The following is a 21,103-nucleotide window of genomic DNA, read 5'->3' on the forward strand; positions in this document are numbered from 1 at the left end:
CCGCCGCGCATGGGTGCGGTGTCCTAGGGTCCGTCGTCGGTGTCGAGTTCGATCGCTTGTCCGAGCTGGGCGATCTGGGTGGGACTCAGGACGCCCCGGTACAGCCAGACGTCGTCCAAGGCGGCGGGCCAGAAATCGGTTCCCGCGCCGTTGCCGCCGAATGAGTTCCGGCCGACCTGCAAACCGCCCGCGGCCTTGAAGGGGCGCACGTCGCCCGCTGCCGAGTCGCCATCCGTCCCGTTGACGGTGGAGCCGTTGATGTACAGGCTCATCGTCCGGTTCGTCGCGTCGTAGACGATCGCCAGATGGTCCCAGTCGTCTTCGGTATAAGCGGAGTTGCTCGTCAGCCGCTGCGGTTTGGACGCGTCGCCGGCCGGGAGGTCGGCATTGTTCATCTCCAACTGCCACGCACCGAGGTCGGCCGGCTCGGCGGCGTCCGGGAGGTACCGCAAAGCGAACGCGTTGGTCTGGCTTCCCGGCAGTGAGAACACCGTGGCCGCGCTTTGCGGGCGCTGCAGGTTCTGCACCCAGCCGGTGAGGGTGAAGCTCTCATCGGTGGAGAGCAGCGCATCGCCGCCCGCCGTGGCGGCCGGGTCGGCCTCGGCGTAGGCGCCGAGCACATCGTTCAGCTGCAGCCCCGCAGGTGATACGAAGGGGCCCCCGAAGCCGGCGTCGGCCGAGATCGCCGCGCCGTTGCGCAGCTTCAGCGGAGACGCGGCCCCACCGTCCTTGGCCTCGCCGGGGCTGACGCCTCCGGCCGCCGCGTTGAGTCTCCACCGGGCCTTCAGGACCGGGGCCTGCTGATACAACCCGGAGATCTCCGCGGCGGAGAGGATCCGGTCGTAGACCCGGACATCGTCGACCTGGCCCGGCCAGTGGTCGGCCGGCTGGCCCCACCACAGGCTGCGCCCGATCTGGAACCCGCCCGTGGCGTTCCATGCCGCCGGCACCTGCGGGCTCTGCGTCCCGGCGTCGCCGTTGACATAGATCTGCAGCTTCTTGGTGGTGTCGTCGTACACCCCGACCAGATGGGTCCAGGTATCCAGCTCCGCCTGGTGCGGGGAGTACGCCTGATACGCCCCCTCCTCGGTGGAGTCGGACTCGACCTTGGACAACACCCACTTCTGGGTTGCGGGCTCGTACTTGAGGTAGAACCCGCTCTTGCTCGTTCCGTCCTGGCTGAGCACGGTGCGGGTGCGCCCGCCGGGATCTCCAAGACGGACCCAGGCGGACACGGCGAAGCTTCTGCTGGTATCGACGATCGGCGTGCTGGTAGAGGCGTGGCCTGTGCCGTCCAAGGTCAGGGCCGTCTCGAGCTGCCCCTGCTGCCCGAAGCTCGCACCGCCCTGCAGGCTCGCGGTGATCGCCGGTTCACCGGCGCGCGTCTGCGCCGCCGCGGTCGTGGAGCCGGCCGCCTCGTCCAGCGTGAAGTGGGCCTTGGCCGGAGCGCCCTCATCGGCCAGGAAGTTGATGCTCGCGGCCGCGGAGTTCTGCCCCGAGGGACCGAACGCCACCACGGTCACGGAGTTTGGTCCGTACTGGTTCGGGGCGAGCCGGATCGTCCGCGCCGCACCGCCGGTGGTGGCCACCGACATGATCGGCACCTGGTTGAGCCTGACGTCGTACCGGTCGGCGACCCCCTCGGGGTCGGTGATGGTGAACAGCCCTTCCTGCCCCACACCGCCGTGCCACTGGTCGTCGTCGGGATAGTCGGTGGAGGTGATGGTCGGAGCCGGCTTGGCCGGGTCGTAGATGAAGTAGCAGGCCGGTGCCGCCCCTGCCGACGACCAGGGGCTGTACTGCTCCCCGTCGTAGGCCCGCGCGTGCCAGCCGATGAGCGTCCGCTGCGGGATCGTGTCCGGCATCGTGGTGCTGCGCTGCGTCCCCGATTTGGCCGCCGGTGCGATCAGCCCCGACGACCACCGCTGGACGAAGCCCTTCCCGTCACCGGCGTCCCAGTTCGAGGCGAACTCGGGCTGGACCTTGTTCTCGTCCTCGTCATCGGGATCCCAGAAGTAGCCCGACAGGGTGGGCACCCTGTTGATGACGACCGGGTCGCTCTTCGGTGCGCACACCCCGCCCGGCTTGGTGGTCATCGACTTGTAATTGGGGGTGTAGGGCGGGTTGTTGTACTGGATCGACAGGTAGGCGTCGTCGGCGAACCGCTTCCACCAGTCCATCGTCGACTCGCTGTAGGCCTTCAACCCGAAGGTGATGGTGCCGTACCCCTTGTCCAGGGCCGACTGCACGTGAGAGCGCAGCAGCGACCCGCCGAACTCCACCGGCGCCCTCGAGCAGTACGCCACGTCCCGCGAGGCCAGGCGCTCTCCCCACACCGATGACTTGTTGGTGTTGCTCCAGGTCGCAGACGTCTGCAACTTCGCCGTGCGCCACAGCTGCACCGAGGTGGCGTTCTTGCAGTTGTAGGCACTGGTCTCGTACGCGGTGAACTCCACCGCCTGGACATACCGGCCCTTCAGCGACGGCAAGGTCACCCTGTAGAACAACCGCTTGGTCTGGTTCTTCACGCAGTTGCCGTCCTTGGCCACCTCACAGCGCCCGACGCCCTCGGTCGACTTGCCGTTGAACTTGTAATACGACTGGTCTGGATATCCCGACGACACCATCCCCCAGGCCGACGCCCTGTGGGCGCCCCACACCGGGTCGATGTACACCGGAAACCGGGTGTCCGCCGCGGTCAGCAGCCCTCGGTCGGGGGTCAGCGTGAGCGTGCCGTCGGTAGCGGTCACCTTGATCGGCGCGGTCTTGGCTCCCTCCGCCGGGCCCTGGTCTTGGTCCGCGGCCGACCCTTGCGGAGTGGTCGACGTCGCCGACCTCCGGTCGCCGGCCGACGCCTTGGTTGAGTCCCACATCATCGGCGACGGCGCATCGAACACCGCCGTCCCCGCGGACGTCTTGGCCGTCAGCACCCCGCTGGCCGGCTCCTGCGTCACCGACAGGCCCGGCGCCGACAGTGACAGCGCGAGCCGCGCCAACCGCGGATCCTTGGCGGCCTCGGCCGTCTTCACCACCAGCGTGTGCGCGAACCCGTCCGCTTCGGCCCGCAACTGCAGGTCGATGTCCGCGCCCAGCACGCCTCTGTAAGTGGCGGTGTCCCCGTCGAGGACGGGTTCGGGTAGCGGCGTCGGCCACGTCAGCGCCAACGTCCGCCCGGCCCGCGTCATCCGCACCATCGGGCCGCTGCCGCCACCGGAGAACCTCAGCCCGACCGTGGTCGCCGCCGGCACCACATCCGCCCCTGAGCGACGCAGGCCGGTGTCGATGTCGGCCCATCCCCCGCCCTGGCGGGCACGGATCGGCCTGATGTGCTGCTCGACCTCCATCCGACCGTTCGGCAGCGCCCGCACGGTGCGACTCTCACCCCGGCCGGCCAGCACCTCCACCGGTGCCCCCGACTCCCGTGCCGCCTTGAGCGCCTGCTCCTCGGTCACGGCGGGCCTCGGCGCCTGCTCCTCGGCGTGCGCCGGCAGCGCCGCGGCCAAGCCCGGAATCTGCAGCAATGCCGCGGCCGTCAGTACCGCGAAAGCACCCGCCAACCCGGCCGGACGCCGCAATAGCAGCGGTTTGAAACCGGAAGCGCGACGACGCACAGCAATGGCGGCACGACGGCCCATTAATACCCCAGAGGCATAAAGGAGGAATAAAATCTCCCTTAAGTTAAACGGCCGTCCAGGCCCCGTAAAGAGCACGAATGATCTTGATTTTGTGATCTATATCACAGAGAATCATGTAGTCCGGCACATCTTCTCGAACGTCGCCGAGTACTCCGGCGCGGGAGACGGGCACGTCGACACGGTCGAGGTAGCAGAACGTCAAAGCTAGGGCGAGCGACAAGGCGGGCCTATCCCCGTCCGGGTCCTTGCCGTCGCGAATCCCGATCCCCGAACGAAAGACGTCCCAGCTCAACGCACTAATGGTCGGCAGTGCCGCCACTGCAACTCCTCTTCCGCCATTGGGCGCTCATGTCCACTGCTCCAGTACTGCTCGACCAGAGCACGCAGAGCATCCGCCGTGGGCCTTTGCGCCGATGCGGACGAAGCTGGCCCGAAATGTTTCATGGGGAGGCGGTTCTCAGTTGTTCAGCAGGTGCCAGGCGGTCAGGGCGAGGCGGGCGCGGGTCAGGCCGGCGGGGGTCGTCAGGTCGGCGGCGAGGGTTCCGCCGATCTGGTCGAGGCGGCGGGCGACGCTGCTGTGGTGCCGGTGGAGGACGTCGGCGGCGCGGCGCAGGGACCCGGTGGTGCAGTAGACGTCCAGGGTCTCCAGATCCTCGGGCGACAGGGCGGCGATCGCGGCGACGTCGGCGTTGTCGCGCATGGCGTCCACCGGGATCTGGGCGAGCAGCGCCGTCGCGCCCAGCTCGTCATGGTGGACGACGGGCCGCCGCGGTGCCGTGAAGCGAAGGGCGATGAGGGCCTGGTGCCAAGCCTGGTCGGCGCTCCCGCCGCCGATGCCCGCGCGCACGTCCGGCGGGAAGCCGGACGGGTCGATGGCGGCGGCCATGATGACGCCCACGCCGTCGAGCGGCGCCGACTTGACCGGACGGGACGGGCACACCAACCCGGCGATCTGGTCGAGGGGCCGCGCTGACCGAACCGCCGCCACGCAGAGCGGCGCGGAGGCGGCGAAGCCCAGCAGGCGCAGCGCGCGAGCCCTGGCCGCCTGGTCGCCGTCGGCGCTGATCGCCAACTCGACCAGGGCGGGGTCGGCCATGGTGGTGCGGGCGGGCCCGTAGCGTTCGAGGACGGCCGCGGCGGCGATGGCAAGCCGGTCCAATAGCACCTCGTCCAGCGGGACGGGCGGGCCGGGGCGCTCCAGCCACACCGCGCCGACCTCTTCCTCGTCGAGGACGATCGGCACCGTGCTGGACGCGGCCGCAGGCGCGCCGGGCAGCGCCGTGCCGCCGGACGCGGCACGGACGACCTGCCCCGTCCCATGGATCCGGATGCCGGCCGTGCACTCGGCCAGGCCCGCCGACGCCCGCGCGAGCGCCGGGAGGTCCACCCGCCGGCGCATCAGCGTGTCGTAGAAGGCGACGACGCGGATCGCGCCCTCGGCGTACGAGTCCAGTCCCGACAGCCGGACGGCCAGAGCCTCCATGCCCGAAGGATAAGGCCACGATCGTCGCGCGACCCGGCCCGAATGCGCGACGGACGGCGGATGATCCCGGCGCCCGCCGTCGCGAGGATGGACGTCATGGATCCCGAACTCGACGCGTTCCTCCCGTTCATCCCGAAGGCCGACCTGACCGACCCGGTCACCGCGCGCAAGCGCCTCGCCGAGGCGGCCGCCGCGGCACCGAGCGAGATCATCGCGGCGGCGGCCCCGGGCACCGAGGGCATGGAGGTCGAGGACCGCACGGTGCCCGCCGACCCGGACGTCCCGGTGCGGATCTACCGCCCGAGCCGCGCCCACGGCGCCATCGTCTGGCTGCGCGGCGGCGGATGGGTCGTCGGCGACCTGGACACCGAGCACCCGACCGCCACCCGCCTCGCCGGAGCGTCCGGCGCGGTCGTGATCTCGGTGGACTACCGCCAGGCCCCCGAACACCGGTTCCCGGCCGCGCTCGACGACGTCTACGCCGTCCTGGAGTGGACGGCCGAGCACGCGACCGACCTCGGCCTCACCGTGGACCGGATCGCGGTCGGCGGACACAGTGCCGGCGGGAACCTCGCGGCCGGAGCGGCGTTGAGGGCGCGCGACGAGCAGGGCCCGCCGATCCGCTTCCAGTTGCTCAACCAGCCCGCGCTGGACGACCGGCAGGAGACGTGGTCGCAACGCAACTTCACCGACACGCCCTGGCAGGACCGCGACAGCCTCACCACGGTGTGGCGGCACTATCTGGGGGACGCTCCCGCGACCCCGTACGCCGCTCCCGCCCGCGCCGACGACCTGTCCGGCCTGCCGCCGGCGTACGTGTCCGCCGCCGAGTTCGACCCGCTCCGCGACGAGGACATCGACTACGCGCTGCGCCTGCTGCAAGCGGGCGTCACGGTCGAACTGCACCAGTGGCCGGGGACGTTCCACGGCTCGCACGCGATCCTGTCCGCCGACGTGTCGCAGCGGCAGATCGCCGAACTCGGCGCCGTCCTGCGCCGCGCCCTGGCCGAGGGGGGCGACCGATGAGCGACGTCCGCCCGGACCTGAGCCGCCGCCGGGGCGACTACGGCATCGACGGAGACTTCCGCGTGATCCCCCCGCGCGGGCACGCCGTCATCCTCGCCCTGATCGGCATCGTGCTGGTCGGGCTGGCCGTCCGCGGCGCAGTGACCGGCGCCGCCATCACAGCCGTGGCGTTCGGCCTGTTAGCGCTCGCCTTCGTGCTGTTCGTCGGCTCGTACCTGCGGACGTCCCGCGTCGGCAAGTTCGAAGTGTGGGCCCGCGTCCTCGGCGACCTGCGGCTGCGCGGCGACGAGCGCGTCCTGGACCTCGGCTGCGGACGCGGCGCCCTGCTCACGACGGCCGCCAAGCTGCTCCCCCGCGGACGCGCGGTCGGCATCGACCTGTGGCGCGCCGACCAGAGCGGCAACAGCCCGGACGCCGCCCGCCGCAACGCCGAACTCGAAGGCGTCGCCGACCGGACCGAGGTGAAGACCGGTGACATGACGCTGCTGCCGTTCGCCGACGCGACCTTCGACCTGGTCATCAGCAACTGGGCCGTGCACAACATCCCGTCCGCGGAAGGACGGCAGGCCGCCGTCGACGAGGCCGTCCGCGTCCTCCGCCCCGGCGGCCGACTCGCCATCGCCGACCTGCTGCACACGAACCGTCACCGCGCCCGCTTGCACGAGCTCGGCCTGACCGACGTCCAACGGCACAACCTCGGCTGGCGCATGTGGTGCGGCGCGCCGTTCTTCCCCACCAGGCTCATCACAGCAACCAAGCCCACCCCACCCACCGCAGGCCAGGACTAGCCCCAGCCGGATGGGACGATCAGCGGCACGGACGCCGCGTGATCTGCTCGACCAGGTCGGCAAACTGCGCAACGGACAAGGTGAGGTGCCCCGCATCCGGATCCTTGCTGTCCCGCACCCCGATCCCGACCCCCGGCACAAGTCGTCCCAGCTCAACGCAATGCTGGTCGTTCACGCCGCCGCTGTGGGAACTCTTCCTCCACTGAATCTTCATGTGTACTTCTCCAAGTACTGCTCGATGAGGGCGCGAGAGGCATCGAGGGGTAGTGCCTTCGCACCTATGCGATCGAAGGTAGTCCAAAACTCTCTCACTTCGCCCGGCGCCTCAACCAGCCGTCCGCCGTTCTGGGCGCCCGCATAGGCAACGTCCCGCCCTTCCAGGCTGATGATCTGAAACGGGCCATCGAATCCCTCGTGCGGACCCGATGACGGCTGGATGAACCGGATCATGACGTTCGGAAGGTCCATCATCGCGCGGAGGTGCAGCAGCTGCGCCCTCATGACGTCGGCTCCACCAACGCAGCAGTTGAGCACGCCCTCATCCATGATCACCATGGAGAAGGGGGGCCGCTCCCGGTCGAGCAGCCTGCGCTGTCGTTCGATGCGCTCGGCTATCTCAGCCTCGGGATCCCCAAACGACCCAGCGCGGACAAGGGCACGAATGTACTCCTCAGTCTGGAACTGCCTCGGGAATGTATGGCCGTGGTAGCTCCTCATAGCGTTCGCCTGCTCCTCGTACTTCAGAAGCTGACGCCCCCAGTCCGGATCGTGCATCATTCGGGCAAACCAGAGTAGAAGCTGCAAAAGCCTACCTGTGCCATATTTGGCGTCGAGCTTTGCGAGGTGCTGCTCCTGCGGCCGCTGCCTGCCCGCTTCCATGTTGCAAACAGACGAGCGCGCCACACCAATGATCTGTCCGACCTGAGTCAGGGACAGCCCGGCCTTCTCGCGGAGAAACCGCAGGTAGAAGGCCAAGAAGTGGTACATGGAGATCTTGGGCTCGAGGGGTTCCCGGACGATCGGCATCGCACACTCCTGTTTGGTTTTTTTGGCTGTACAGGCAAACGGTAGAACGCTGCACTGATCCTTGTCACAGGAAATCGGAATCTCGGGCAAGGACGGGACGATGGCGATGACGGCGACCGCAGAGCCGGTTATGCCCCTTATGGGGACACCTTCCGCAGTGGCGCAAGCACGCACCTTCACGGACACACAAATCCGCAAATGGAACTACTCGCACATTCTCGACAGTGCGCTACTCATCGTTTCGGAACTCGTCACGAACGCGGTCCGCCAGACGCCGGACGAGGAGATCCGTCTCCAGCTCAGCCGGGACGCCTTCGGGATCATCATCGCCGTCTGGGACGCCGACCACGAACTCCCTGCGGCCAAGCCGCTGAAGGAACTCACCCTCGACGACCTCGACCTGTCCGAGGAGGCGTTCGACGACAACGGCGGCTGGGGCCTGCACATCGTCCAGGCCATGTCCGCCAAGTGCGGCGTCACCGCCGACCCGGCCGGCGGCAAGTGGATCTGGGCGCGCATGCACCCCTAAGGACTTCGATCCCACAAGCACGTCCGCAGTCCAGGCACGCCCCTCGACGGGAGGTAGCACGAAGATGGCCATTGACAACCTGACGACCACGAGCGGACGACACCCGTTCCTGACCGCCCTCGATGAGGCCGTACGCAAGCACGGCGGCATGTCATGCGGCCTCGTCCAGCGCGGCGGCACACCCGCTCTCTACGTGATCAACACCGAATCACCCGGCAAATTCACCGAGATCGGCGCCGACTTCATCCACGGCACCTGGATGTTCACCTGGGCTCCCACCGGCGAAACGATCGGCGCGGCCGACTCCCCCACGCAGACCGCCGAGACGATCGCTCGTGCCCTCGGGGCTCACCTCGGGGCCCGTCCCTGATGGACGGCGAGTTCGCAGAGACAGCGCGACTGCTCCGGAAGCTGCGCCGATGAGGCCGAACACAGCCGCCGCCCTGGCCACAGCCCTGGAGTTCACCAGCGGCATCCCGGGGGCGACCCCGGCACCCAGACCCCTCCGGACGGACGGCGTTCCGAGCGCGGCACATGCCCGTCCGTCCGGAGGTTCCAGTGCGGTTCACCAGCCGCAACAACACAACGAAGGAGAAGATGACGATGGGCAAGCACGGCAAGGACAACAGCGACGGCAAGACCAGCACCGACGGGAACAAGCCGCAGGGCGGATCCCGTGGGAGCGGGGACAAGACCAACGGCAACCCCACCGACGGGAAAGGTAAGTGACCAACTGGCAGCAGATCATCGGCTCGGTGCCCCGGCGTTCGTTCACACCTGACGTGGTGTGGGCGGACCTGGGGCCCGGCCCTTGGGCACGACTCGACCGCAACACCGACCCCGACCAGTGGGACGAGATCGTGGCGCTCGACCAGCCCCTGGTGACCCAGTTCGAAGACGGCCGGACCGAGGGCGAGGGAGTGGCCAGCTCATCACTGTCCATGCCGAAGATGGTGATCGAGTTCCTGGAGCAACTCGACCCCTTCGACGGCCATCGCGTCCTGGACATCGGCACGGGAGCGGGATGGACGGCGGCACTGCTGTCCGCCCGCGTAGGCGCCGACAACGTCACCACGATCGAGGTCGATGCAAAGCTCTCGGCCAAGGCCGCCGAGCGTCTCAATGCGGCCGGCTACGAACCCCGCGTCATCGTCGGCGACGGCACGTACGGATGGGGCGAAGGCGCCCCCTACGACCGGATCCACGCAACGTGCGCGGTGCCACGCGTCCCGTACGCATGGGTGGAGCAGACGCGACCGGGCGGCGTGATCGTGACCCCGTTCTCAGCAGGGTTCGGCTACGGCGCCGTCCTCCGCCTCGACGTACTCAACGACGGCACGGCCGTTGGCAAGTTCACCGCATCGGCCGACTACATGATGCTGCGCGCTCAACGCCCGGCCCACGGACCAGCCCGGTCATGGACACAAGCCGCCAAGAGGGACGTCCGGGTGAACCGCACCCGGCTAGACCCCCGCTCACTCCCCTACGGCCCAGTGAGCATCGACCTCACCATCGCAACCCTGGTACCAGGCGTGGTCTCCAGGTTCTACACCGAGGGCGACGAGGCGACCCTGTGGGTCCTGGACCGCGAATCCCACGAAGGCGCATGGGCCTCCGTCGACTACGAACCCGGCCAACCCGACTACGAGGTCCAGCAGGCAGGCGACCGCTCCCTATGGGACGAGACCGAAGCCGCCTACCTGCAATGGCTCAGATGGGGACGCCCAGACATCACCCGCTTCGGAATCACCATCACACCCGACACTCAAACAATCTGGCTGGACACCCCAACCAACCCCATCCACTAACCCGCCAAGCCCCGCAATCTGCCCCGGCCACCCAGGCCGGGGCAGATCCTCGGACCCACTGCTGCGGGGCGGCGACCGCCTTGATCAGCCGCAGCGCCGGGACCCCCTCGTGCTCGCAAATGGTCATCCGCGCCCGCACGGCGGCCGAATGCACGTGATCCTGGTGTGATGATCGCCGTTCTGGAAGGCCATTCCGGAGCAGGCAACAAGATCGCCTACAGCACGGACGGCACTCTCCTGGCCAGCACCGGCGAAGACGGAACAGTACGCCTGTCCCCCATACCCCAAGAGTCGCAACTCGGTCATCACGGCGCGAAGTGGTGTGGTCGGGCGGGGCGATGAGGAGATGTCACTGAAAGAACTGCGCGGGCTGATTATTCCGGTGGGTCGCCGGTAAACTGCGGGGGTATTCGTGTGCGAGGGGGCCCGCGTGCTGAGTCTGCCGCTGAAAAGGTCATTCCGTTACGTGCACGAGCCGCTGCGGGACGGTGTGGACGCGATCCCCTCCCTGGGGAACGAGCAACTGGCGGCGGAGTTGCGGGACCGCATCGCCTATTCGCGGGGCGGCACCTTTCTGATCAGCGGGTTTCGCGGTGCCGGGAAGTCCACCACCGTGCTGCGGGCCCTCGACGCGCTGGTCGGCAACGGTGATCGCGGGGAGCTGGTCGTGCCGGTCGTGCTCAACATCGCGCGTTCGACCGACACCGACCGGCTCCTGTTCGCCCTGGTCCGACGCATTTTCGAGAGCCTGAACGACGAAGGGCTGCTGGCGCGGCTGCCGACCGAGACGCAGCAGTCGCTGGTGCTGGCCTACATGCGGACCTCGCTGTCGTTCAAGCAGACCGTTTCGGACGCGCTGGAGCGCGGTGCGGTCGCCGACGCGGGCGGCGGGTCGGCGCTCAAGACGGTCGTGCCGAAGGTCAGTCTCACGGCCAAGCGAACCCGTTCCCTGGCGCATGAGGCGCAGTTCCTCGCGTATTCCGAGACCGATGTCGAGCACGATCTGATGCGGATCGTGACCCTTATCGACCGGGAGGGGGTCGTCCCGTCCGAGGCTCGGGGGCTGTTGCGGCGGCTCTGGCCCTGGCCGAGGGTGCCGGGGACTCAACTGCGGCTGGCCGTCGTCCTGGACGAGGCGGATAAACTCACCGACGGCGAGTCGAGCCTGGCCGCCGTCGAGAAACTCCTCGGCGGCATCAAGAACGTGCTGACCATGCCGGGCATCCACTTCATCGTCGTGGCGGGGCCCGACCTGCACGACCAGGTCATCAGGGACGCCGCGCGCGGCAACAGCGTCTATGAGAGCGTGTTCGGCTGGCGGATGTACGTGCCGTGCGTCTGGGACGCCGTCCATGGTTTCGTGGACGGGCTGCTGGCTGAGCCTCCAGGCGAGCAGGACGACGAACTCGGCTTCTTCTGCGATTACCTGAGCTTCAAGGCCAGGGGCATGCCGCGGCGGCTGCTTCAGGAATTCCACCAGTTCGTGGTCTGGGAGGACGGCAGCCCACTGCTGCAGGTCATGGACCGGGATACCGAGCGCATCAGGTTCTACGCCCGCTTGGAGGACATTCTCCGCAAGCATCTGGAGAACGCTTCGGGGGCCGGGCTCTTTCCCGTTCCGATCGACGAGGATCGGCGCCGGCTGAGCGCGTACTACGTCATCGACTGGGTGCTGCGCAGCGAAGGCGAACCGTTCCGGACCGCCGACCTCTTCGCCGAGGACGGGAACGCCGGGGAACTCGATCCGCTGCTCCGGGCGTCGCCGCGCTCGGTCGAGCAACTCCTCCGCCACCTGGCCGATCACGGGGTGCTGGAGACCCTGCGGCGCGCGGGGGACGGTGATGTGACCCTGATCGGCGACGTTCCCGCCGCGCAGGAGGCCGTTTACCAGCTCGCTTCCGGTGTGAAGCGGGCGCTGCTCGATTTCGCCCGCGGCAGCCAGAGCGAGCGGGCTGCGCTCGGTATGCCGGCGAACCCGCCGACGGAGCGATCCCAGATCGTCATAGGGCGGTACCGGCTGCAACGGGTCATCGGTGCGGGCGGTATGAGCCGGGTGTGGCTCGGACACGACGAGGTGCTGGGCCGTCCGGTCGCGGTGAAAATGCTCCAGGCGCTCATCAGTGATGATTCCCTGTCCGCGCGTTTCCGGCGCGAGATCAAGATTCTCGCCGCGCTCGACCACCCGAACATCGTCCGGTACTTCGATGCGATCGAACGCCGCGACCAAATGGCGATCATCATGGAGTTCGTCAACGGGCCGACTCTGAGCGATCTCGTCGCAGAAGGGCCGCTGCAGGCGGACGAGGTCGCGCACATCGGTGCCAAACTCGCTCACGCGCTGGTCTACCTGGAACACCAGAACGTCTTCCGGCTCGATATGAAGCCGGGGAACGTGATGCTGCCGGAGCGGGACGAGCCCAAGATCATCGATCTGGGCATCGCGCGGCATCCCCAGGCGGCCGACATCACCGGCGCCGGCAGCATGGTCGGCACGCCGCTGTACATGGCCCCCGAGCAGGTCGAGGGCAAGCCGCTCGACCACCGCGGGGACATCTACGCCTTCGGCGCGACGATGGTGTTCGCGCTGACCGGCGCCCCTCCCATCGAGGCCGACAACGCGATGGACGTCCTGCAGAAACTCCTGACAGCGGACATCGACGTGTCAGGGCTCCCGTGCTCCCCAGAATTCCGGCAGGTGCTTCACACATGCCTGCGCCGCGAGCCCGACGAGCGCTTCCAGCATGCCGCGGACCTGCTCACCGCCTTGGAGTCCGTCCCGGAACTCGCCGACGCCGCGTGATGGCCCTTACCTGTCGCCCGGCTTCTTCCACAGGACGAAGGTGAAGGACAGTTCCCTCACGTTACCCTTTTTCTCGGACCAGTACCTGACTCCCCGGGTCGTGAGGTAGCCGAGACGCTGTTCCTGGGACCGGACACAGAACGTGGACGGCGCATTGAACCGTTCGACGTCGATGGAGGCGACCCATGCTCCTTCGGCGATGCTCCTGCACGCCTTCAACGTCGGTTTCGATCGTCCGGGTGCGGGTGCGAAAGCCGCTCCGTTGATGGCGCCCAGACCATCGTCGCCGGCCTCGACATCGTACTCGGAGGTCGCGTACATGTGGGCCGTCAGATCGTTCTCCTCGTAATCGAGGTTGCCGTCTGAGGCCGGTTGCAAGGCGGGGTTTCCCGTGGTGAAAATGCTGCCGGCGGGTTCGCCCGGCCATGCCGGTGACATTTCGGCCTGCGGTGACGCGGTCGCCGGAGCGGGAGAGGCGGCCCCGGCCTCGATCGTCCGGGTGACCGTCACCGTCGGCTCGGGCTTCGCACCCGGGCCGCTGTATTGGAGTACTCCGGTGAGCAGGGTCGTCACGAGTACGCCCGCCACACCCAGAACACCGGTGACCATGGCGGCGCGGACCGCGGCCTTTCCGCTGATGTGCGCGGCTTCGACCTGCGGGTCCGAGCGGGGCGGGGTCCGGTCGTCCGGAGAAGGCGTGGGCTCCTGAGGCGCTTCTTCACTCACGCGCGAGGAGAATACCCGTATGAACCGGGGATCCGCGATCGCTCGGACGAATTCGGGGCAATATGTGCGGATCTGTCCACAATGAGGCGTTCCAGTTCGGCCACAGGCGGGCTATGCGCCGAATGAAAACCCGTGTTTGGGAACTGCCTAAATTGGGCCCGGAGGGGGTGGCAGTTTGGCTTCGATCGTGTAGTGGATTCGGACGTCGCGGTAGGTGACGTGTTCTTCTACCTCGTCCGGGAGGTTGGTTCGGGTGCTTCCGGACGTGGACTCCACGGCGGCGTCGCCGGTGAACACCACCGAGTTCTCGGGGGCGGTGTTGAAGTGGAGCTCGTCGGCCTTCACGTCGGCCGAGAAGAGGATCTCCACCGGTGGCGTTTCATCGTGGTCCATGGTGATGCCTCCTCAGCCGGATCACCGCGAGAGGACGCGAAGCAGGGCGCGTCCCAGGTCGCGCACCGATTCCTCGGTGTCGTGGAGCGCGTCCTGGAGGGTCGCGCCCTTCTCCTCGGCGGGCGTTTCCGGCTCGTTCTCCTCGTCGGGCTTCTCACCGCTGGTCGTCTCGGGGGCGCCGCCGGCGTCCTCGCCCTGGTCGCGGGTCACCGCGTCGGCGTTCGGGCCAGGGGGACGGGCCGTGCCCACTGGCTGCGTGCCCACTGCCTGCGTGCCCGCATCGCGGACGGCACCTGCGGTTTCCTTGCCCACGTCACTGACGGCCCCGCCCGTCCCTGTACCCACGTCTCGGACGGCGGCTCCGGCGCCCGCACCGACGCGGTCGACTGCCCCGCCGGCACCGCGGCCCACGTCGCGGACGGCACCACCCGCGCCCGTGCCGACGTCGCGGACGGCGCTTCTGGTTCCGGCGCCGACGTCGCGCAATGCGGACTCCACGCCGCGTCCGACGTGCTGGAGGATCTCCGGGTTGCGTTCGAGGCTGGTGAGCAGCCGGTCGATGATCACGGCCACGTTGTCGAGACGGACGTCCAGGAGCGCCTGCGCCTCGACTCCCTTGATCCCGAGGTCGACCCTGCCGAGCACGACGTCCGCGCCCACGTTCAGCCTGAGCAGGTCGAGGACTTCGGCGGACAGCGAGACGCGCGCCCGCAGGTCCTCCACCTCGAGCGTGATCTCGTCCACCTTGAGCTGTGGAACATCGAGATGGACGTCCGGCCCCTCGCTGTTGCCCATCGGTACCCCCGCACCTCGGTCGGGCGTCATCGTCCCATCACCTCGCTGCCCGAGCCCGGCGAGCGAAAACGTCAGCCATGCGCGCCGGCCTTCGCCCGGTCCTCGGATTCGTCCTTGGCGGTGTCCTCTTCGCCCTTGACGGCGTCCTCGTGGGTCTTGACCACCTCGCCGTCGCGGATCTCGCCGCGCCAGCCCTCGACCTCCTCCTGGTTCAGGAGCGTCTGCGTCATCATGTGCCGCTTGATGTGCTTGAAGTCGAGGCGGAGGCGGCGGCCCTGGGCGCGCCACAGGTTCGCGGTCTTCTCGAAGAAGCCGTCCGGGTGGTATTCGGCCACGAGCAGGACGCGCGTCATGGTCGGGGCGAGTTCGTGGAAGGTCACGGCCCCGTCGACGTAGCCCTTGGCGCCCTTGGACTTCCAGACGATCCGCTCGTCCGGGACCTGCTCGGTGATCGTCGACTCCCAGTCGCGGTGGGAGAAGAAGATCCGGGCCCGCCAGTTGATCTTCTCGTCGGACTCCTGCTCGACGCTCTCCACCTTGCTGGTGAAGGACGGGAAGTCGGCGAACTGCGTCCACTGGTCGTAGGCGACGCGCCGCGGCAGGCCGACGTCGAACTCCTCGATGATGGTGACCGCCTTGGCCTCGTCGGCGCCGCCGCCACCTCCGCCACCTCCCAGGGCGTCCTGCACCTTCTCCTTCGCCTTGCGTGGGGACGCGTTCTGGACGAGATTCTTGGCGCCGATTGCCGCCTTGATGCCGGTCATCACCTTGCCGCCACCGCTGCTCCCGCCGCCGTCACTGGCATCGGTCAGCCGCTGCGCCAGGCCCTCGATCCGATCGCCGGTCTTCTCCAGGGTCCGCACCATGAGCGCCTCGCCGAGGTCCCGGACGGCGTCCTTGAGCTGCCCTACCGGGAGTTCCCTGGCCTTGTCCTTGCCGCTGTCTCCGGCGTCCGTTCCCGTCACGGCCACCACTTCGCTTCCTCGTCGGCGTCCTCTCGGCTCACTCAGACCCCATAGCCCGAGGAACCGGGACGAAACGAGCTAAACGGCCACTGACCAGCCAAAACGAAAGATCTACCTGCCGTATACGCGGCGGAAGGAGGCGTCAGAAGGTGATGGCGACCTTGCCCCGGGCGTGGCCGGGCTCGATGTAGCGGAGCGCGTCGGGGATCTCGGCGAACGGGAACGTGCGGTCGATGACGGGTGTGACCTGCTCCTTCTCCATGAGCTCCGCCAGGTGGCGGAGGTCTGCGGAGTTGGGCTTCCAGCTCACGGACGCGATGCGCCGGCCGACGAACGGGGACGTCAGCGCGCCGCGGAGTTGCTGCGCGGCCGGGCCCAGCAACCGGCCGCGGCCCGAGGCGATGCCGCCGACGAGCACGAGTCTCCCGCGCGAGGTCAGGGGGCGGCGCAGTCGGGCCAGTGAGCGGTTGCCCACGATGTCCATGAGCAGGTCGTACCGTCCCTTCCGGTCGGTGAAGTCGTCGCGGGTGTAGTCGATGACGTCGTCGGCGCCCAGGGAGCGGACGAGTTCGACGTTCCGGGTGCTGCACACGCCGGTGACCTCGGCCCCCAGCGCCTTGGCGAGCTGGACGGCGAACGTGCCGATCCCTCCGGACGCCCCGTTGACGAGGACCCGCTGACCGGCGGCGATCTTCCCCGCGTCCCGCAGCCCTTGCAGCGCGGTGTGCGCGGCCATCGACACCGACGCCGCCTGCTCGAACGTGAGCCGGGCGGGCTTGACGGCCAGCCTGTCCTGCGGAACGGCGACGGCCTCGGCGAACGATCCCAGACGGACCTCGCCGAAGACCTCGTCCCCAGGTCGGAAGCCCGTCACGTCGTCGCCGACCCGCTCGACCACGCCCGCGAAGTCGGCGCCGAGGATGAGGCCCGGCTTCGGACGACGCAGGCCGTTGGCGAGGCGTGCCAGCGCCGGGTCGGCCCGCACGTGCCGCCAGTCGTAGGGGTTGACGGACGCGGCCCGGACACGCACGAGCACTTCGTTCCGCGTGATGGCGGGTTCGCCGACGTCCGCGAGGGTCATGACGTCGGGCGGGCCGTAGCGGTCCCAGGTCCAGGCTTTCATGGCGCCGTCCTTCCACTGCCGAGGAGTCCCGGACGGCGCGTCGTACGCCGTAAGGTTGTCATACGTCGTAAGGTAATCGTACGGCGTAAGGCGGTCAAGGGCCCGCCGAGGGCGAAGACGGAAGACGGCTCGGGCTACAGACCGGCGGCGCGGCGCCGCTCCAGCCCCTCCAGGATCAGGTCGAGCGCGAATTCGAACTCGAACTGGTCGTCGCAGAAGCCGAGGGTGCCGTCCGGGTCGTCGTGGACGGCGTCCACCAGCATTCCGGCGATGTTCGGGAACTGGTCGGCCATGCCCTCCGCCATCGCGGCGCCCTCGGCGTTCGACGTCCCGGCGCCGTCCGCCCGGAAGAGCTCCTGGGTGAACCCGAGGGCGCGGCTGCCGAGGACGTGCAGCGCCCGGTGCGCGAGGTCGAACGAGAACCCGCCCGCGCGCAGCAGCCCGACGACCCGGTCGTAGTAGGCGATGAGGAACGGGCTGGTACCGCTCCGGGACTCGAGCAACTGCGGAGCCCACGGATGCCGCAGGAGGACCTCCCGGGCGGCGAGGATCCGGCTGCGCAGCGCCGCCTGCCAGTCCTCCTCCGGGGACGGCCCCTCGGCCTTCTCCACCGCCGCCATGATCTCCCCGAGGACCACCTCGACGACGCCGTCGAAGACGGCCTGCTTGTTGGCGACGTGGTGGTACAGCGACATCGCCTCGACCCCGACCTCCTGCGCCAGCCGGCGCATGGTCAGGGAGTCGAGGCCGTCCCGGTCGGCGAGCCCCACCGCGGCACGCAGCACCCGCCTCCGGCTCAGCGGAATGCGCGGCCGCTCGGCCTGCTCGTCGTCGACATCGGTGGGTGGGATCATGGATCGTCCTCCCGGCCACCCTACCCGTACGCGGTAAGTCTGCCCCGCGCCGCGGTCAGGGGACGACCGTCACGGTCAGGCCGTCCACCCTGTAGGCGCCGGGCTCCGAACGGACCGCCTGGGCGATGCCGTGGCAGACGGCGTCCGGAAGGGTGATCTCCAGCGCCTCGCCGGCGCCGTTCCACGTGACCTGCGGGCCCGGCAGCAGCACGACGGGACGGCCCGGCCCCCGCAGGATCAGCGGGTTCCCGTGCGGGACGCGCGCGGGCAGCACCCGGGTGAACTGCGGAACGTGCTGCGCACCGATCTCCAGCACGACACCGTTGGACGTGTCGGCGCCGAGCTGGTGGAAGAACAGGAAGCCCGTGCCGGACCCCTCGCGCAGCGACCCTTCACGGACGGTCCGCGCCACGCCGGGAACGTCCGCGAGCGACATCCGGTCCAGATTGGTCACCAGCGCCGGAAGGTGCGGCGCGATGGCACCGACGAGGCCCTCGACATGCCACGATTGCGCGGCATGCAATTCGTCGGTCGTAATGCCGACGAACTGCAGGAAGGCGACCTTCCCGAGCGACGTGTCGGCACGCCCCAGCTCAGGGTCGAGAACGAATGCCCCGGCCCGGATCGCCGATCCGGGCCGGTCGGGGTCGAGCGGATTCGGGAACTCGATGTAATGCCCCGCCTCGAAGTCGTTGCCGCTCTTCGCGACGTACGACGCCAGGTTCTCCAGGTGCCCCATCGCCCAATTCGGCGCGGCCGTCTCACCGGGCCGGCGCGGCACCCGCAGCGTGAACTCGTAACCGCGCTCCTCGAACGGCGCGGTCAGCGCGTACCCGATGAGATGCCAGTGCGGCACGGGCTCGTCCCGCGGATAGACGGCGATCGTATTGGTGACGAACTGCCCCATCGGCATCGGTCCCATGGGCCGGTAGGGCATCGGCGCATTCCACTCCAGACGCTGCGCGTCCCCGTACCGCGCCTTGAGCACCGCGTCGATCGCGTCAGCCGAGGAGGGACTCGGCCGTGTCCATGACAGCGGCGCGGTGGACCCAACGCTCCAACTGGTCGGTGTCGGTACAGCTCATGACGCGCTCGCGGATCTCCTCGGGAACGGTGATCCCGCGGGTCTCCAGCACGATCGCCAGCGCCGTGGCCATCCCCTCGGCGAACCCCTCACCGAAACCCTTGGCGCGATTGGTGCTTGCCATGCGCGACTGCCATTCGTAGTGCTCGAGGATCACGATCTCTTCCCGTAACGGTTGTGCGGGCATCGGACGGCCCCGCCTCCGCGCACGGAGGGCGGGGCCGTGACAAGTCGTCAGTCGAGGAGATGTTCGGCCCTGTCGATGACCGCGGCGCGCTTGACCCAGCGTTCGAGTTGATCTGAGTCGGTGCAGCTCGTGACATGCTCACGGAGTTCGTTGGGGACGGCGATCCCGCGGGCCTCCAGCACCAGCAGAACCGACTTGGCCTCGCCCTTGGCGATGTGGGACTTGGCGAAGTCCGACTGCCACTCGTATCCGGCGGTCTGCACGATCTCCTCCAGGAGCTTGCGGGCTGATTCGGAGAGCTGACTCACCAGGTAGTCATGATACAGCTCGGCGGTTTCCTTGGTCTTTTCGTCCGTCGCCGGGACGTCGATGGCGGCGGCCACGCTGGCCAGGACGGCGTCAGCGTCCGGGCCGTCGGCGTACGCGGAGGCGGTGTAGACGGCCAGTTCGGGGAATCGGCGGGCCTCGGCCGGCTCGGTGATGGCCGGCAGCATCCCGGGGTGGATGGTCAGCGGCCTGAGCACCCATTCGGGGTGTCCCATGTCGATCGGCCTGGCGCAGGCGCGGGCGACGGCCAGGGTGGGGCAGAAGACCAGCAGCGTCACCGGGCACCTGTGCCGATGGCGCAGGAGCGCCGTGTACGCGGGCCAGCTGAAGGTCTTCTCCTCGTCGTAGCGCAGCTGTGACTCCACGATGGTGCCGTGGCTGGGCTTCTTGGGATCGTCGAGGAGGACGGTGGCATCGCAGCGCAACTCGGCCGGCCTCAGGTCCGCGAAGGACTCGGACGTGATCGTCGCGCCGTGGTCGTCCCCGGGCATGTCCAGGCCGAAGACGGTCCGCAATATCGTCGGGACGAGGGCCGGCTGGTTGCGGACCATCGCCAGCGGCACCTCGTGTTCTGTGGACGGCATGGCGAGCAAACTACCGGTCATCGACTCGTCTCATTGCGTTAAATTCGCTCGCGTGCGGGTCATTTGACAAGGTAGTCAGGTCGGGTTGTTTCCCCTGGTCATACGGGGTGGGGCGGGGCGCCTGGTTTGCCGGTTAGCGGCGAGTTGTGGGGCCAGGTAGCGGCTGGGTCTCGTCAGTCGGTGACCTTCAGGATGCCGTGGGCGCCGGCTTCGCCGTGGCGCATGTCGTGGTCGACGAAGGGGTAGTGGCCGGGCTCGGGGACGACGGTCTCGACGAACCCGCCCTGACCGGGCGCCAGGTCCAGGATCTGCGAACCACCCGGATCACCCTTGCGCAGCAGATACCCGCCCTCCTTATAGACGGTGTCGAACTGCGCGCCGACGATATGGAACGCGGTACCGGACGAGGGCCCGGCGTCCACCACCCAGACCCGGACCCGGTCCCCCACGCGGGCGGTCAGCGGAGCGTGGTCGTAGCCGGCAGCGGTCCCGTTGAACATCCACGCGTCCGGGCGGCCGTCGCGCATCTTGGCCACCTGCGCCTCCGAGCCCGGCTGCCCCAGGTACAACTCGCCCTGGACGAGCACGTATTCGCGGTCCACGCGGGGCAGGTCGGGCGGGTCGATGACGACCGCGCCGTACATGCCGTTGGCGATGTGCTGCAGCATCGGCATCGTCGAGCAGTGATACAACCACGCCCCCGCATGCTCAGCCTTGAACCGGTAGGTCAACCGCTCACCCGGCTGAATGGTGCGCATCGGCACATCAGGAGCCAGCGTGCTCGCATGGAAGTCGATCCCATGACCCATCGTGCTGTCGTTCACCAGCGTGATGACGAACACGTCACCGACCTTCCCCCGCAACACCGGAGCCGGCACCGTCCCGCCGAACGTCCACATCGTCTGCCGGACACCGGGAGCCACCTCCAACTCCCGGTCAACGGCACGCAGTTCGACGCGGTGCTCCTTCG

The 21,103-nt window shown here is 68.6% G+C and carries 23 protein-coding genes; 8 read left to right on the forward strand and 15 right to left on the reverse strand.

The genetic code is table 11. The features are described from left to right. Positions 1-23: 23 nt before the first annotated feature. The 3 genes from ABFX46_RS24315 to ABFX46_RS24325 form a co-directional block, all read right to left on the reverse strand. The gene (locus ABFX46_RS24315; RefSeq protein ID WP_346045458.1) at positions 24-3,635 is read right to left on the reverse strand and encodes a LamG domain-containing protein; all 3,612 of its coding nucleotides are present in this window, start codon (positions 3,633-3,635) and stop codon (positions 24-26) included. A 43-nt stretch (positions 3,636-3,678) separates the two neighbouring features. Beyond that, a complete protein-coding gene (locus ABFX46_RS24320; protein ID WP_346045460.1) occupies positions 3,679-3,954 on the reverse strand; it encodes a hypothetical protein in 276 nt (91 codons plus the stop codon). Positions 3,955-4,092: 138 nt separating this feature from the next. Then, positions 4,093-5,118 carry a helix-turn-helix domain-containing protein gene (locus ABFX46_RS24325; protein WP_346045462.1) on the reverse strand — a complete coding sequence of 342 codons (1,026 nt, stop codon included), beginning with the start codon at positions 5,116-5,118 and terminating at the stop codon, positions 4,093-4,095. A 96-nt stretch (positions 5,119-5,214) separates the two neighbouring features. Here ABFX46_RS24325 and ABFX46_RS24330 point away from each other — a divergent pair, with 96 nt between their 5' ends. Beyond that, the gene (locus ABFX46_RS24330; protein WP_346045463.1) at positions 5,215-6,144 is read left to right on the forward strand and encodes an alpha/beta hydrolase; all 930 of its coding nucleotides are present in this window, start codon (positions 5,215-5,217) and stop codon (positions 6,142-6,144) included. Then, on the forward strand, positions 6,141-6,932 hold the full coding sequence (locus tag ABFX46_RS24335; RefSeq protein WP_346045465.1) for a class I SAM-dependent methyltransferase: 792 nt from the start codon (positions 6,141-6,143) through the stop codon (positions 6,930-6,932). The genes ABFX46_RS24330 and ABFX46_RS24335 overlap by 4 nt, the downstream gene beginning before the upstream one ends. 19 nt (positions 6,933-6,951) lie before the next feature. Here ABFX46_RS24335 and ABFX46_RS24340 read toward each other — a convergent pair whose 3' ends face one another. Both ABFX46_RS24340 and ABFX46_RS24345 read right to left on the reverse strand, forming a co-directional pair. Continuing rightward, entirely contained in the window at positions 6,952-7,146 is a 195-nt protein-coding gene (locus tag ABFX46_RS24340; RefSeq protein WP_346045467.1) for a DUF397 domain-containing protein, read from the reverse strand. Continuing rightward, a complete protein-coding gene (locus ABFX46_RS24345) occupies positions 7,143-7,958 on the reverse strand; it encodes a helix-turn-helix domain-containing protein (protein WP_346045469.1) in 816 nt (271 codons plus the stop codon). The genes ABFX46_RS24340 and ABFX46_RS24345 overlap by 4 nt, the downstream gene beginning before the upstream one ends. Before the next feature lie 157 nt (positions 7,959-8,115). On the opposite strand from ABFX46_RS24345, the gene ABFX46_RS24350 reads away from it, so the two are divergent. The 6 genes from ABFX46_RS24350 to ABFX46_RS24375 all read left to right on the forward strand — a co-directional run bounded on the left by ABFX46_RS24350 (position 8,116) and on the right by ABFX46_RS24375 (position 13,095). After that, positions 8,116-8,487 (forward strand): ATP-binding protein, encoded by a 372-nt coding sequence (locus ABFX46_RS24350; protein ID WP_346045471.1) that lies wholly within the window; start codon positions 8,116-8,118, stop codon positions 8,485-8,487. A 64-nt stretch (positions 8,488-8,551) separates the two neighbouring features. Beyond that, complete coding sequence (locus tag ABFX46_RS24355; RefSeq protein WP_346045473.1) at positions 8,552-8,857, forward strand: hypothetical protein; 306 nt, start codon at positions 8,552-8,554, stop codon at positions 8,855-8,857. A gap of 188 nt (positions 8,858-9,045) precedes the next feature. Then, positions 9,046-9,216: a hypothetical protein gene (locus ABFX46_RS24360; protein ID WP_346045475.1), complete on the forward strand. Its 171-nt coding sequence runs from the start codon at positions 9,046-9,048 to the stop codon at positions 9,214-9,216. Then, positions 9,213-10,295: a methyltransferase domain-containing protein gene (locus ABFX46_RS24365; RefSeq protein WP_346045477.1), complete on the forward strand. Its 1,083-nt coding sequence runs from the start codon at positions 9,213-9,215 to the stop codon at positions 10,293-10,295. The genes ABFX46_RS24360 and ABFX46_RS24365 overlap by 4 nt, the downstream gene beginning before the upstream one ends. Before the next feature lie 168 nt (positions 10,296-10,463). Beyond that, positions 10,464-10,637 (forward strand): WD40 repeat domain-containing protein, encoded by a 174-nt coding sequence (locus ABFX46_RS24370; RefSeq protein ID WP_346045479.1) that lies wholly within the window; start codon positions 10,464-10,466, stop codon positions 10,635-10,637. Between the two features lie 88 nt (positions 10,638-10,725). Next, entirely contained in the window at positions 10,726-13,095 is a 2,370-nt protein-coding gene (locus ABFX46_RS24375) for a serine/threonine-protein kinase (RefSeq protein ID WP_346045481.1), read from the forward strand. 6 nt (positions 13,096-13,101) lie between these two features. On the opposite strand, the gene ABFX46_RS24380 is transcribed toward ABFX46_RS24375, so the two are convergent. The 10 genes from ABFX46_RS24380 to ABFX46_RS24425 all read right to left on the reverse strand — a co-directional run. Continuing rightward, positions 13,102-13,821 (reverse strand): hypothetical protein, encoded by a 720-nt coding sequence (locus ABFX46_RS24380; protein ID WP_346045483.1) that lies wholly within the window; start codon positions 13,819-13,821, stop codon positions 13,102-13,104. Positions 13,822-13,968: 147 nt separating this feature from the next. Beyond that, entirely contained in the window at positions 13,969-14,214 is a 246-nt protein-coding gene (locus ABFX46_RS24385) for a hypothetical protein (RefSeq protein ID WP_346045485.1), read from the reverse strand. Positions 14,215-14,235: 21 nt separating this feature from the next. Continuing rightward, a complete protein-coding gene (locus ABFX46_RS24390; protein ID WP_346045487.1) occupies positions 14,236-15,009 on the reverse strand; it encodes a hypothetical protein in 774 nt (257 codons plus the stop codon). Between the two features lie 71 nt (positions 15,010-15,080). After that, complete coding sequence (locus ABFX46_RS24395; RefSeq protein ID WP_346045489.1) at positions 15,081-15,980, reverse strand: SRPBCC family protein; 900 nt, start codon at positions 15,978-15,980, stop codon at positions 15,081-15,083. A 136-nt stretch (positions 15,981-16,116) separates the two neighbouring features. Then, positions 16,117-17,097 (reverse strand): NAD(P)-dependent alcohol dehydrogenase, encoded by a 981-nt coding sequence (locus tag ABFX46_RS24400; RefSeq protein ID WP_346045491.1) that lies wholly within the window; start codon positions 17,095-17,097, stop codon positions 16,117-16,119. Between the two features lie 134 nt (positions 17,098-17,231). Then, positions 17,232-17,951 (reverse strand): TetR/AcrR family transcriptional regulator C-terminal domain-containing protein, encoded by a 720-nt coding sequence (locus tag ABFX46_RS24405; RefSeq protein WP_346045493.1) that lies wholly within the window; start codon positions 17,949-17,951, stop codon positions 17,232-17,234. 55 nt (positions 17,952-18,006) lie between these two features. Then, positions 18,007-18,888, reverse strand: coding sequence for a suppressor of fused domain protein (locus ABFX46_RS24410; RefSeq protein WP_346045495.1), 882 nt, complete (start codon positions 18,886-18,888; stop codon positions 18,007-18,009). A gap of 64 nt (positions 18,889-18,952) precedes the next feature. Then, on the reverse strand, positions 18,953-19,192 hold the full coding sequence (locus ABFX46_RS24415; protein WP_346045497.1) for a hypothetical protein: 240 nt from the start codon (positions 19,190-19,192) through the stop codon (positions 18,953-18,955). 77 nt (positions 19,193-19,269) lie between these two features. Beyond that, on the reverse strand, positions 19,270-20,154 hold the full coding sequence (locus ABFX46_RS24420; protein WP_346045498.1) for a hypothetical protein: 885 nt from the start codon (positions 20,152-20,154) through the stop codon (positions 19,270-19,272). Between the two features lie 152 nt (positions 20,155-20,306). Continuing rightward, positions 20,307-21,103: multicopper oxidase domain-containing protein (locus tag ABFX46_RS24425; protein WP_346045499.1), on the reverse strand; the 797-nt coding region annotated here is incomplete at its 5' end.

It is taken from the genome of Actinomadura chokoriensis (assembly GCF_039529475.1).
Classification (GTDB): Bacteria; Actinomycetota; Actinomycetes; order Streptosporangiales; family Streptosporangiaceae; genus Spirillospora; species Spirillospora bangladeshensis.

Coding starts and splice junctions, on each gene's coding strand:
- ABFX46_RS24335 (WP_346045465.1), top strand. CDS start 6,141: ATGAGCGACGTCCGCCCGGACCTGAGCCGCCGCCGGGGCGACTACGGC.
- ABFX46_RS24315 (WP_346045458.1), bottom strand. CDS start 3,635: ATGGGCCGTCGTGCCGCCATTGCTGTGCGTCGTCGCGCTTCCGGTTTC.
- ABFX46_RS24340 (WP_346045467.1), bottom strand. CDS start 7,146: ATGAAGATTCAGTGGAGGAAGAGTTCCCACAGCGGCGGCGTGAACGAC.
- ABFX46_RS24370 (WP_346045479.1), top strand. CDS start 10,464: ATGATCGCCGTTCTGGAAGGCCATTCCGGAGCAGGCAACAAGATCGCC.
- ABFX46_RS24405 (WP_346045493.1), bottom strand. CDS start 17,951: ATGATCCCACCCACCGATGTCGACGACGAGCAGGCCGAGCGGCCGCGC.
- ABFX46_RS24400 (WP_346045491.1), bottom strand. CDS start 17,097: ATGAAAGCCTGGACCTGGGACCGCTACGGCCCGCCCGACGTCATGACC.
- ABFX46_RS24390 (WP_346045487.1), bottom strand. CDS start 15,009: ATGGGCAACAGCGAGGGGCCGGACGTCCATCTCGATGTTCCACAGCTC.
- ABFX46_RS24385 (WP_346045485.1), bottom strand. CDS start 14,214: ATGGACCACGATGAAACGCCACCGGTGGAGATCCTCTTCTCGGCCGAC.
- ABFX46_RS24325 (WP_346045462.1), bottom strand. CDS start 5,118: ATGGAGGCTCTGGCCGTCCGGCTGTCGGGACTGGACTCGTACGCCGAG.
- ABFX46_RS24420 (WP_346045498.1), bottom strand. CDS start 20,154: ATGACCGGTAGTTTGCTCGCCATGCCGTCCACAGAACACGAGGTGCCG.
- ABFX46_RS24345 (WP_346045469.1), bottom strand. CDS start 7,958: ATGCCGATCGTCCGGGAACCCCTCGAGCCCAAGATCTCCATGTACCAC.
- ABFX46_RS24355 (WP_346045473.1), top strand. CDS start 8,552: ATGGCCATTGACAACCTGACGACCACGAGCGGACGACACCCGTTCCTG.
- ABFX46_RS24410 (WP_346045495.1), bottom strand. CDS start 18,888: ATGCCCTACCGGCCCATGGGACCGATGCCGATGGGGCAGTTCGTCACC.
- ABFX46_RS24330 (WP_346045463.1), top strand. CDS start 5,215: ATGGATCCCGAACTCGACGCGTTCCTCCCGTTCATCCCGAAGGCCGAC.